This is a genomic window from Luteibacter aegosomatissinici (assembly GCF_023078495.1).
GTDB classification, from domain to species: domain Bacteria; phylum Pseudomonadota; class Gammaproteobacteria; order Xanthomonadales; family Rhodanobacteraceae; genus Luteibacter; species Luteibacter aegosomatissinici.
This window is the reverse complement of record NZ_CP095742.1, coordinates 1207026-1218809: the sequence shown is the minus strand read 5'-3', so window position 1 is coordinate 1218809 and position 11784 is coordinate 1207026. Positions and strand designations below refer to the sequence as shown.

At 64.8% G+C, this 11784-nt stretch carries 12 protein-coding genes; 4 read left to right on the top strand and 8 right to left on the bottom strand.

The window, feature by feature from the left end; genetic code table 11:
* Nucleotides 1–47 precede the first annotated feature (47 nt).
* The 5 genes from L2Y97_RS05440 to L2Y97_RS05420 are packed head-to-tail and all read right to left on the bottom strand — an operon-like array spanning nucleotide 48 to nucleotide 4500.
* Nucleotides 48–1193 carry a hypothetical protein gene (locus L2Y97_RS05440; protein ID WP_247433978.1) on the bottom strand — a complete coding sequence of 382 codons (1146 nt, stop codon included), beginning with the start codon at nucleotides 1191–1193 and terminating at the stop codon, nucleotides 48–50.
* A gap of 12 nt (nucleotides 1194–1205) precedes the next feature.
* Nucleotides 1206–2264 (bottom strand): HAD family hydrolase, encoded by a 1059-nt coding sequence (locus L2Y97_RS05435; protein ID WP_247433976.1) that lies wholly within the window; start codon nucleotides 2262–2264, stop codon nucleotides 1206–1208.
* A gap of 21 nt (nucleotides 2265–2285) precedes the next feature.
* On the bottom strand, nucleotides 2286–2861 hold the full coding sequence (locus L2Y97_RS05430; RefSeq protein ID WP_247433973.1) for a hypothetical protein: 576 nt from the start codon (nucleotides 2859–2861) through the stop codon (nucleotides 2286–2288).
* A 21-nt stretch (nucleotides 2862–2882) separates the two neighbouring features.
* Nucleotides 2883–3539, bottom strand: coding sequence for a response regulator (locus L2Y97_RS05425; RefSeq protein WP_247433970.1), 657 nt, complete (start codon nucleotides 3537–3539; stop codon nucleotides 2883–2885).
* Nucleotides 3540–3558: 19 nt separating this feature from the next.
* Nucleotides 3559–4500, bottom strand: coding sequence for a SphA family protein (locus L2Y97_RS05420; RefSeq protein WP_247433967.1), 942 nt, complete (start codon nucleotides 4498–4500; stop codon nucleotides 3559–3561).
* 223 nt (nucleotides 4501–4723) lie between these two features.
* On the opposite strand from L2Y97_RS05420, the gene L2Y97_RS05415 reads away from it, so the two are divergent.
* Genes L2Y97_RS05415 through L2Y97_RS05405 form a run of 3 tightly spaced genes read left to right on the top strand, consistent with a single transcriptional unit; the run spans nucleotide 4724 to nucleotide 6864 of the window.
* Complete coding sequence (locus L2Y97_RS05415) at nucleotides 4724–5176, top strand: DUF1622 domain-containing protein (RefSeq protein WP_247433964.1); 453 nt, start codon at nucleotides 4724–4726, stop codon at nucleotides 5174–5176.
* 9 nt (nucleotides 5177–5185) lie between these two features.
* Nucleotides 5186–6166, top strand: coding sequence for a formylglycine-generating enzyme family protein (locus L2Y97_RS05410; protein ID WP_247433960.1), 981 nt, complete (start codon nucleotides 5186–5188; stop codon nucleotides 6164–6166).
* Nucleotides 6163–6864 carry a MarC family protein gene (locus L2Y97_RS05405; protein WP_247433957.1) on the top strand — a complete coding sequence of 234 codons (702 nt, stop codon included), beginning with the start codon at nucleotides 6163–6165 and terminating at the stop codon, nucleotides 6862–6864. The genes L2Y97_RS05410 and L2Y97_RS05405 overlap by 4 nt, the downstream gene beginning before the upstream one ends.
* Before the next feature lie 75 nt (nucleotides 6865–6939).
* On the opposite strand, the gene L2Y97_RS05400 is transcribed toward L2Y97_RS05405, so the two are convergent.
* On the bottom strand, nucleotides 6940–8034 hold the full coding sequence (locus tag L2Y97_RS05400; protein ID WP_247433954.1) for an OmpA family protein: 1095 nt from the start codon (nucleotides 8032–8034) through the stop codon (nucleotides 6940–6942).
* 197 nt (nucleotides 8035–8231) lie between these two features.
* On the bottom strand, nucleotides 8232–9683 hold the full coding sequence (locus tag L2Y97_RS05395; RefSeq protein WP_247433952.1) for a bifunctional 2-methylcitrate dehydratase/aconitate hydratase: 1452 nt from the start codon (nucleotides 9681–9683) through the stop codon (nucleotides 8232–8234).
* A 298-nt stretch (nucleotides 9684–9981) separates the two neighbouring features.
* On the opposite strand from L2Y97_RS05395, the gene L2Y97_RS05390 reads away from it, so the two are divergent.
* Nucleotides 9982–10656 carry a TerC family protein gene (locus L2Y97_RS05390; RefSeq protein ID WP_247433949.1) on the top strand — a complete coding sequence of 225 codons (675 nt, stop codon included), beginning with the start codon at nucleotides 9982–9984 and terminating at the stop codon, nucleotides 10654–10656.
* 99 nt (nucleotides 10657–10755) lie between these two features.
* Here L2Y97_RS05390 and L2Y97_RS05385 read toward each other — a convergent pair whose 3' ends face one another.
* On the bottom strand, nucleotides 10756–11610 hold the full coding sequence (locus L2Y97_RS05385; protein ID WP_247433946.1) for an outer membrane protein: 855 nt from the start codon (nucleotides 11608–11610) through the stop codon (nucleotides 10756–10758).
* Between the last annotated feature and the right edge of the window lie 174 nt (nucleotides 11611–11784).

Genomic DNA, 11784 nt, shown 5'->3' with positions numbered 1-11784 from the left:
CGGAATCCGTAAAAAGGCGGACCCGACCTGCGCAGAATTCCCGAAAACTACACCAACATCCCCACGATGTGATCCACGACCGAATGGAACGGCACCGCGGCCAGCCACAGCGGGGCGAAGGGGAACACGCTGGCCAGCGCCAGCGCCACGAGCGTGGGGTAATCCACCAGCAACAGCTTCATCTCGAAGGCGTTGGCGGCAATGCCGTACAGATCGGTGGTCGCCGAAAAATCCGGCCGCTCCAGCGTGGTCATATCCACCGGCGTGCGCCGGCCGAGCCAGCGTTGCTCGAACACCAACCCCATGTTCCGGCATAGCTCACCGTACTCAAGCAGCCCTTCATGGCGTGCAGCGACCAGCACCCGGGCAAACAGCAACGGTGGGCTCGCGAATACGGCGATCGCGAGGCCCGCCGTGATCAGCGGCGTGGCCTCGTGGCCAATCGCGGTGACGCCTTCCAGGACCAACGAATGGCCGAGGGTGGCGGCCACGACCACCGCCAGCGGGATGACCACGGGAATGAACATGCGCGGTGAATCGGCCAGGAAGCCGAGCCCTGCCGCCCCATCAGGGTGCGCGGGCACGAGCACCAGGCCCACGCGCGCCAGCCACCAGAGCAGGCGCACCCAAAGCAACCAGCGCCACGCCCAGCTCAATATCAGCCCCAGCAGGATGGGCAGGCTCACCAGCAGGTGCCACCACCCCGCCAGCGAGAATGCGCCTGTCCCCGCCTGGCGCTGCCAAGGAGCCCACTGCGGTGCGGGCAGCACGAGGTACATGGCGACCATGGTGACGTAGACCACGGCGGCGATGCCCAACGTGGGGATGAGACCGGCGCTTCGCCGACGCGTCGCCACGGCGATCTCGCGGTAAGCGTCGCGCATGGAAGGTGGCAGTAGCGATGACTCGAGGAAATACCGCCCCAGGGCATCCGCGCGCGGGAGCACGATGTAGTCGGCGATCACCAGCAACGGTACCGCGACCAGGTACCTCACCTGGGCCGTGATATCCCGGAAGAACAACGCTGCCGCACCGTGCTGGGTCATGACCAGCAGCGCCAGCGGCAACCACGCCAGGCCGACCAGGAACACGCAGCGCCGCACCGCCTCGTGGCGATCCTCCGCCCGGATGAGCCGAGCCCGTCGCATCAGGCTGACGTGCATGGCCTCGGCGAAAAGCAGTGTCGACGTCATGATCCACTCCGCTCAGGGCGCGACGTTTGCCACGTTCGCAGGCTCCGGTGGTGGCGCCGGCACCTTGATCGCGGGATCGAACACGGTTTGCCAGTCGTTCTTCATGCTCACCACCTGGAAGTGGTAGCGCGCCGCCGCGGCCAGCGATTCCCCGCCCTTTTCCGCGTACGCGAACTCGCGGCCCGCATCGTCATGGTTGATCAACAGCGCGAACGACGGCCCTCCACGGTCCATGGCATAGCGCATCATCGCGACATCGCCCACGCCACCGACGTTGCCTGCGACGAACACCGGATGCCGCCCCAGTGCGAGGTTGATGACGGGCGGCTTGCCTTCGCGATCCGTCACGTGTTCGACCTTCCCGGTGTAGGCAAGCACCACCTTGCCGTCGCGTTCCTCCAGGCGGGTCTGCAGCGCGCTGCCCATGACCCGCTCGGGCGGTATGCCGAAGATCTCGCGCGACATGCCGCGCGTGTACGCGATGGGTGATCCGCTGCAGATCCATGTCTGGAAGCCATTGGCTTCCAGGTAGCGAAGCAGCTCCACCATGGGCCGGTACGCGAGCCGCGTATAGGGCACGTGGTAGCGGGCATTGGGTAGCGCACGCTCCTCGCTGGCCATGGCGGCCGCCACCTGATCGGCATCGCGCCCGTCGATGGCCGCCGCGACCACCTGCGCCAGGCCGCTTTCACCCTGGGCCAGAACGCCATGCAGATCGCCCTTGAGCAGCGCGGCCACGGCGGGCTCGTTGCCCAACTCCGGATGCTTCGCCACGGCCGCGCGCACGTCGGCCACCACGGGCAGGACAGCGCCCGGCGCGGGCCGTTCGGTCATGAGCGTCCCATCCATGTCGAACACCGCGATGCGCGCTTCAGGCGGGATAAAACCCGCGCCACCCTGTTGGGTCGCCGCGGTGACAAAGGCGACGATGGCATGCCGCGCCGGCCCGTCGTTCCATGAGGGCAAGACGTCGGCCGCCGTCTCGACGTGGGCGCGCCCCGACGTAGCCAGGACAACCAGCAGCACGGCGGAGGCCACCGTATGACGCAATTCCCAGCGGTAACCGATCATGAGAGCCTCTCCGCCCGCGCGTCAGCGAATGATCCCGTCCGCCTTCATCTTGGGAATCAAGGTGGATGAAAGCTGTTGTGTCGTACGCGGTATATCGGTGCTCAACACACCACGTGTCGTCACGGTCCAGATCAACTTGTCCGCGCGCGGATCCCAGACGCTGGTCTCCAGCGTAACGAGTGTCGTCTGCGTGACCTCGGGCGTGCTCGCCCACGCGCCGCCATACCAACCGTAGAACCCGCCATAGCCAGGGCCGGTCGGCGTGACATTGATCCGGTCTTCCACGCGCTGCACGCGCGTCACCAGCACGGCATCGCTGCCGGTGCTCTTCACCACATCACCCAGCTTTGCCGAGCCGCTATCGCCGGGAGGGATAGACGCATAGCTTGCCGAGGCGCGCACGCCCGCGGCGGTCAGGTCACGGACGAACGTATCCTCGAACAGGCGCCGTGTCGTATCGCTGCGCGATACACCAATGACAAGCACGTTCGTCGCTGGCGGGCCCGACCAGGCGGGATCCTTCCACTCATTGGTAATGCTTACCGACGCGCAGGCGGCGACCACCAGCGAAAGAGCGAGTGCGGCAACGGCTTTCATGGAATCCTCCCTTTCGATCACTCAGGTATGCGACGTCGGCCCCGGCGATATCTCGCTGATCAGGCCAACCCGGATGGCTTCGCGCACGAGCGCGACGCCGCTATGCACATGGAACAAATCAAGCAACGACTGGCGGTGGCTCTCGACCGTGCGCACCGAGATCGCGAGATCCGCAGCGATCTCACTGGCACGCATCCCGCGGGCCATGCGTTCAAGCACCTGGCGCTGGCGTGGCGTGAGCCGGTGGGCGGGGGCAGGCGCATTGAGCAGCGCGGCCATCAACCCAGGGCTGGCGTAGCGCAGGCCGCGAGCGACCTCACCCACCGCATCGAGCAATTCGTTGCGAGGCGATTGCTTCTGTACATAGCCCCAGGCGCCCGATTGCATTGCATCCTGCACGATCAGCGGCTCCTCATGCGCCGAAAGCACGATGAAGCGAATGCCGCCACGCGCCTGCAGGCGTCGCAACGGTTCAAGGCCCGGCATGTCGGGCAGGTCGATATCGCCGACCACGATGTCGCCGTTTTCCACCAGCTCGAACAGGCGTTCCGCGGAATGCACGACCTTGACGCTCAGGACGTGCGGTTCAAGCAGCGCCGCGACGCCTTCGGCCACCATGCGGTGGTGGTCGGCCACCACGACGTGGATGGGGAGGCGTTCGTGATCGAGCGAAGACATGGCGGCCGACACGCGCGCGTTACAAGGCAAACGCGACGTTCAGGACCAGCGGCTCGCCCTTGAGCCGGTTCTTGACGTCGAATTCCTTCACCCAGCGAAGGGTGAAATCGATGCTGCTCTCCTTGCTGAAGGATTTTTTGAAGGCGAGCGCCGGACCCACGCCGATCGAATGGCCTGAGAAACCGCCGAGGCGGTCCGCGGTTGGGCCCTTGTCATCCTCGAGCTGCTGGATCCACCCTGCCACCGCACCAAAGCCCCAGCCCGATGGGGTTCGCTGCATGAGCATCAGGTCAAGGCGAAACACGGCACCGTTCTTGTAATCGGTGGCGTGGTTCTTCGAATAGAAATCCACGCCCGCCAGGCCGCTGAATTCGAGCGAGGCCTTGTTGAAGAGGTGCGTGTACCCCACCGCGGGTGAGTACGTCCAGATATTCAGGCCCTTGTTCGCCAGCCGGCCCTTCTCGTAATCCGCGGTAGGTGCGTAAACGTAAACACCGAACGACCAGTGCTCCACTTCGCTCACGTGGTAGCTCGCGATAACAGGGGCGAAGTAAAGATCAAACAGGCCCGAAGCCCGGTCGTTCACCGTACGCTGCGCCGCGCCGACGGCAAGCGAGGCGCTGGCGGTAGGGCGAATGTACGGGACGGTAAACATGCTGGCGTAGTTCCAGCGCCCTTTCCCGGTATCCCATATGTACGCGAACGTGGCGGCGTACAAATCGATCTTGGCGTGGAGATCAAGCGCGGCGACGCCGGCGATGGGCACTTGCCGGCTACGCCCGATATCGCCGTCATAGTTGATGTAACTCACCGAGACATTCAGCCCGGGGGTCGGCGGGATGATGCCGACATACGGTGTGATTTGCGCGGCCGAGATGGAGCGGCCCATGGCGCCTTCGGTGGCATGCGTACCACCCACTGCAAGGAGCGCGATCGTTGCGCAGGCGACTCGAGCCTTCATGGTGGCATTCCGCGCGGTTGGCAAGTTCTTGCAGAGTGCGTTCCGCGAACGGCGGCGTTAAGCGAATTTCCACCCAGTAGCGGTAGGTAAAACTACGCGGCGATGGACCATGCCGGCGAAATGCCGTGCCGCGCATTCGTGCACGGCGTTGCCGGTGCTCCGTAGATCTACCAGTGTCGTTGCCGTAGATCCTCGGTCGCAGCTACCGGCGGCCCATTTCACCATGGCCATGGGCCGCCACCGGTGGCGGGCGATCACCGAGGGCACGGGCATGGACTTCACCGAGCAGGCGCATGCGTGGATCGAGATGGCCGCGCTGGGCGTCGAACTACTGGCCACCGTGCTGATCATCGTCGCCATCCTCGCCGCCACGGCGATGTACCTGGCCACGCTGGTTCGCGATGGACTGGATCACCCCACCGAATACACCCAGTACAAACAGCGCCTGGGCCGCGCGCTGCTGCTGTGCCTCGAGATCCTGGTGGCCGCCGACATCGTCCGCACCATCGCCCTGGATAGCACGCTCATCAGCGTGCTGGCCCTTGGCCTGCTCGTCGTCGTTCGCACCTTCCTGAGCTGGTCACTCATCCTGGAAGTGGAAGGCCGCTGGCCCTGGGAGGGAGAGGCGAAGAAGGACAAGGATGAAGCCCGCCCTACACCGCCTTACCCACCCTGAGGAACTGCCATGTCCCTTGTACTCCCGGCCCGCCCGCGTGACACCGCGACAGCCCACGAAGGCATGCTCCGGATCGAAGGCGGCACCTACCGCATGGGTTCGGAGAACTTCTACCCGGAAGAGAAGCCCGTGCACCGCGTGCGTGTGGATACCTTTCTGATCGACCACACGCCGGTGACCAATGCGCAGTTCGCCCGCTTCGTGGCCGCGACGGGGCACGTCACGAGCGCCGAGATCGCACCGCGCGCCGAGGACTACCCGGGCGCACTTCCGGAGATGCTTCAACCGGCGTCCCTGGTCTTCGTGAAGCCGGACGGCCCCGTGCCCATGCAGCTGGGCCACTGGTGGCGTTACGTGTTCGGTGCCGACTGGCGCCACCCCACCGGGCCCGGCAGCAACCTCGATGGGCTGGAGGAGCACCCTGTGGTGCACGTGGCGGCGGCGGATGCCGAGGCCTACGCCGCGTGGGCGGGCAAGCGCCTGCCCACCGAGGCCGAGTGGGAATATGCCGCGCGGGGTGGCCTGGATGGCGAGGACTACGCCTGGGGCAGCGAGCTGGCGCCCGGCGGCCGCATGCTGGCCAATACCTGGCAAGGCCGCTTCCCGTACGAGAACACCGCCGAGGATGGCTTCGAGCGCACCTCGCCCGTCGGTACGTATCCCGCGAACGGCTACGGGCTGCACGACATGATCGGCAATACCTGGGAGTGGATGTCGGACTGGTATAGCGCCCGCCACGCGGATGAGGTGGCACGCGCCTGCTGCGTCCCGGCCAACCCGCGCGGCGGGTGCATGGAAAACAGCCACGACCCGCGGCCCGGCGAGCTGGTCATACCGCGCCGGGTACTGAAAGGCGGCTCGCACTTGTGCGCGCCCAATTACTGCCAACGCTACCGGCCCGCGGCCCGCTACCCCCACCCGGTCGATACCTCGACCAGCCATATCGGCTTCCGCTGCGTGGCCGACCTGCCCAAGGCGCCTATGCCATGACTACCGTGCTTGCGTTACTCCAGGACGCCATTCCCGCCGTGACGGCGCCGCCGGCGCAGCAGGCTCTGAACCTGATGCAGGCGTTTATCCTGCTGTTCGTCGTGATGGGGCCGCCGCTGAAGACACCGCTGGTGTATCACCTGCGCATGATGCCGTTCGATCACGCCACCCGGCGCAGCATGGCGATCAAGACCGCCATCCTCGCGGCCGTGGCGGTCCTCATCGGCGGGTTCCTGGGGCAGCTACTGCAGAAGAACTGGCAGATATCGCCCGCGGCCATGTTGTTCGCCGGGGGTTTGATCTTCCTGATTGTGTCGCTGCGGACCGTGCTTGAGCAGTACAGCGCACCCGCCCACCCCCAGCCCGTCGCACCTGGCAGCGTGCCGCCCAAGCCAGAGGTGCCTAGCGCATTCGAGCTGGCCGTACCCATGATCGTGACGCCCTACGGGCTGGCCGGCCTGATCACGCTGCTGTCGTACAGCCACTCGACGGAGCGCACGATCGCGATCGTGCTGCTCGTGTTGCTGGTCATCTTCCTGCACCTGCTGGCCATGCTGTTCGCGGGCCCGATCGTGCGAACGGTCGGCCCGATGCCCTTCCGCCTGTTCGGCGTGGTGATCGGCTCGCTGACGGTGGGGCTATCGGTACAGATGCTGATCCTGGCCTACCACACACTGGCCGCCGCCCCGCCATCCTGAGTGTCCCGCACAGGCGACAAAAAAAGAGCCCGGCTTTCGCCGGGCTCTTTTGTGTTGCCACCGATCAGGAACGGATTACTGCTGAACCTGCAGTTCCGTGCGACGGTTACGAGCGCGGCCTTCGGCCGTGTCGTTCGTGTCGATCGGGTTGTTCTCGCCGTGGCCGATCGGGCCTTCCAGGCGATCGGCAGCGATGCCGTGCGAGGTCAGGTAATCGAACACGATCTTGGCGCGACGCTCGGAGAGCGACTGGTTGTAAGCATCCTTACCGACGCTATCCGTGTAACCGGCAACCGTGACCTTGACCTGCGGGTAACGCTGCAGGGTGTCGACAGCCTGGTCGAGGACGCCCAGCGACTCGCTGGTCGGCTCCTGCAGGGCCGGGCCGATGTTCGTCTCGCCCTTCTTCGGACGGTCGAACTTGAAGTTGACGCCGCGCAGGTCGATGACGACCTTCTGCGGGCAACCGTCCGGACCGACGATCGTGCCAGCCGGGGTGGCCGGGCACTTGTCGTCGCAATCGTTCACACCGTCGCCATCGCTGTCGAGGGTGGAGCAATCCGGGGCAGCCGGGGGCGGAGCAGCGGCCGGGGCCGGAGCTGCCGGCGGCTCGCCGAAGCGCGAGACGATCGAGAAGCCGAGGAACCAGTCGCCGTAGCCGTTCTCGCTATCCTGGGTCTTGTCGTCGAAGTCGTAGCGGTAGCCAGCTTCCACGCGGAAGTCGGAGCTGTCGGTCAGGGTCTTGGACACGCCAACGCCCAGTTCAGCCGCCGGCGACCAGCCCTTGTCGGACGGGTTGTGGTGGTACGAACCCATCACGCCAGCGAGCAGGTACGGACGCCAGCTGTCCCACGCACCAGCGTAGAAGCGAGCGGCAACGCCGTAGCTGTTGTTCGACCAGTGGCCGGTACCGTCGTTATCGCGCTTGGTGCGATCAGCGAAGATATCGATCGACGCGTTGCTGGAGATGAACTTGCCGACGCCGAGGCCGTAGTAGACCTGGCGGCTGTTGGTGTTGCGGTCGGTGTCGTTGTAGTAACCGCCAACCGTCGGGGCGATGTACCAGCGGCCGTCATAGCCGTTACCCGCGTCAGCGGATTCCTGCGCATGGACGGCACCCACGCCGCCCAGGGCCAAGCCGATCAGCAAAAACAAGCCCTTACGTTTCATCGGTGTCTCCTCATTATTGGTATTCGCGTCCGCGCTCCACCCCAGACGGAAATCGCGCGTCAAAACTCTTGTCGAATCCGGGGACTTCTGCTGTCCCTCGCTTTGTTACCCCTTCAACGGGCGGCGGCAGTTTAGCAAAAATCCAACAATTGGGCGCATGCCGCCGCCAGCCGTTCATACTTGAGTCACGGCCATTATCAAGCCGTGAAGAGCGTCATGAACTCGTGAATGGGCATGGCATCGAGTTTTTCGGGGTTCTGGGTGACGTTAAGAACCTTCTCAACCCGCTCCGCCGGCCACTCGGCACGGAGGGCGGCCTCGAATTTCTTGAGGAGAACGGGAATGCCTTCGGCCCGGCGATTACGGTGCCCGATCGGGAAGTCGATCGAGATTTTTTGCGTGCTCGTGCCGTCCTTGAAGAAAACCTGCACCGAATTGCCGATGTAACGCTTTTCAGGGTCGAAATAATCCTTGGTGAACTGCGGATTTTCGACCACAGTCATTTTCTCGCGAAGGGCATCGATTCGCGGATCGGCGGCAATATTATCGTTGTAATCATCAGCCATGAGACGGCCAAAAATCAGGGGCACGGCGACCATGTACTGGATGCAGTGGTCACGGTCGGCGTAGTTGGCCAGCGGGCCGGTCTTGTCGATGATGCGGACGCCGGCTTCCTGGGTCTCGATTACGACCTTTTCGACCTGGTCGATGCGCGAGCCGACCTCGGCGTGCAGCTTCATGGCGCACTCGACGGCGGTCTGGGCGTGGAACTCGGCCGGGAAGCTGATCTTGAACAGCACGTTCTCCATCACATAGCTGCCGAACGGGCGCTCGAACTCGAACGCGTTGCCCTTGAAGGCCACGTCGTAATAGCCCCAGGTCTTGGCCGACAGGGCCGAGGGGTAGCCGACCACGTTGCGGTACACCGCGTTGATGGCGTGGGTAACGGCACGGCGGCAGGCGTCGCCGGCGGCCCAGCTCTTGCGCGGGCCGGTGTTCGGCGCGTGGCGGTAGGTGCGCAGGGCGCCATTATCGATCCAGCTGTGCGAGACCGCCGTGGTGATCTGCTCCTTGTTGCCGCCCAGCATGGCCGTGGTGACCGCCGTGGAGGCCAGGCGCACCAGGATGACGTGATCCTGGCCGACGCGGTTGTAGCTGTTCTTGAGGGCGTAGCAGCCCTGGATCTCGTGGGCCTTGATGGCGTAGCCGAGCACATCGCGCACGGTCAGGGCCTTGCCGCCTTCCTTCACTGCCTTGCGCGAAAGGTAATCGGCCACCGAGAGGATGGCGCCGAGGTTATCGGAGGGGTGGCCCCATTCGGCCGCCAGCCAGGTGTCATTGAAATCGAGGTAGCGGACCTGTGTGCCGATGGCGAACGCGGCCTGCACCGGGTCGAGGACGTGCGAGGTGAACGGCACGCGCACGCCGTCTTCCATGCTGGCACCCGGCACGATGGGACCCAGGTGCTTCACGCAATCCGGGAACTTCATGGCCAGCGCCGAGCAGGCCAGCGAATCGAGCAGCATGTAGCGCGCGGTGTCGTAGGCCTCCTGCGAGTCGATCTGGTAATCGGCCACGTAGTTGGCGATGTCCACCATCGGCTGGTCCGGGTCGGGACGCGTGGCGGAACGGATATCGTGTGCGCTCATGGGCTTCACTCGCGAGGGGGTGGTTGGGAAAGCCGGTGATTTTAACCGGTCACCCCCCGGGGGTGTCTTGCCGCGCCGCAGCTGAAACGGGAGAATGCCCCCACTACAACCCAAAAGGGAGTAGTTCCGCGGGGCAGTCCGGCCCCGTGCGCGACGTATCGTCAATACGGGTGCCACAGCACCCCGGGCGTCGCGGCGGCTCACGCTTTACGCCGGGAACGAGACTTTTGTGGTGACGGCGGGCGCGCGTGCCCGCCGCCGCCGCATTGGTCCGCCCACCACGCGCTAAGGCAGCCCCATGGATTTCCTCACCCCCGAATTTTTCTCCGGCCTGGCGGCCATCATCCTGCTGGACCTGGTCCTGGCGGGCGATAACGCCATCGTCATCGCGCTGGCCGCGCGCAACCTGCCCCGCGACCTGCAGAAGAAGGCCGTGTTCTGGGGCACCTTCGGCGCCGTGGCCATCCGTATCCTGCTCACGTTCGCGGTGATCTGGCTGCTCAAGCTGCCCGGCCTGATGCTGGCGGGCGGCATCCTGCTGGTGCCGATCGCCTGGAAGCTGCTGAAGCACGACGACCACGACCCCGATATCGCGCCCGCCAAGGGCTTCTGGGCAGCGATACGGACCATCGTGGTGGCTGATGCCCTGATGGGCCTGGATAACGTCCTGGCGATCGCTGGCGCGGCCAAGGGCCACATGGTGCTGGTGGTGCTGGGCCTGGCGATCAGCGTCCCCCTGGTGGTCTGGGGTTCCACACTCATCCTGCGCCTGATCGAGCGCTTCCCTATCGTGATCTACATTGGCGCCGCCGCCATCGCGTGGACCGCAGCCCGCATGATCGCCCACGACCAGCTGCTGGCCCCGTGGTTCGACGCACGCCCCTGGGCCCCGTGGACCCTCGATGCGCTGCTCGTCATCGGCGTGGTCGCCCTCGGCTGGCTGGCCCAGCGCAAACGCCCGGCCACCGTGTAGGAGCGCGCTTGCGCGCGATGAAAAAAGGCCGCCCGAAGGCGGCCTTGGATTCCCCCCGGCAAGGGCGGCAGGCCATGCGGCCTGCCGCCAACCGGCTGGTCAGAACCGGAAACGCACGTAGGCGGCCGGTCCGTTGAGCTTCATGTCCAGGTCGAGATCGTAACGCCCCTTGTCCTGGTGGAGCTTGATGCGGGTGTAGGCGTATTCGGCGCCGAAGCCGACGTTCTGCCACGGGAACCATTCCAGGCCAACGGCCGTGTCATAGATGTGGCCGTTGAGCTGGCCACCGTTCTTCTTCACGCCCGAGGCGTTGATGTACATGCGCCACTGATCATTGAACGCATGACGCCAGCCGAGCTGGAGGTTGGGCGCCCACGCATCGAGGTCGGTGGATGAACTCTGCGATTCGGTCTGGCCCAACGCGGTCACCGACGCATCGATGCTGCCCCGGACCTTGTAGTACGCGGCACCCAGACCAACGCCGAACACATCGTCACCGGTCCCGAACCACCACTTGTAGGCGGCGCTGCCGAAACTGAACTTCAGGTCGCCCTTGGCGAAGGCCGATGCCGTAACCGGCTGGCCGAGTACGTTCACGGACTCATTGAACGTCTTGGAGTGCGAGCGATCCACCTCGTACCAATCGAAGGCGAAGCCCTGGTGTTCCCCGATCAGGAAGTCCAGGCGCACGCGCGGCACCGTCTTGTGTTTCTTGAAATCCAGATCGTCTTCGAGGTTCACGTCACCACTGCTGTTCAGGATACGGGTCTGACCGCCAAGCGTGGTGTCATTGCTGGTGTAGTAACCACCCACCCACACACTGATGTTATCGAGCGCGGGTGACTGGGATTTCTTCGTGCTGTCCTGCGCATGCGCGGCGACACCGACGAAGGCGAGCGAAGCAAGTGCGAGGCCCGTAGCGGCCTTGCCGTAGCGGAATGTGCGAATGCGCATGTAAGAAAAACTCCCTGCCATTTCTGTCGTTAAGTAAAACCCCCGTTTGAAAGCTTAACGATCCCTTGTGTGTGCAGGGCGTGCATGGGAACTCCTGAATGTTTGAAACGTGTTCAGGATCACATCAATGAACATGTCGTGAAAAAAGCATCGGCGACAGGGCCGGACCCACCA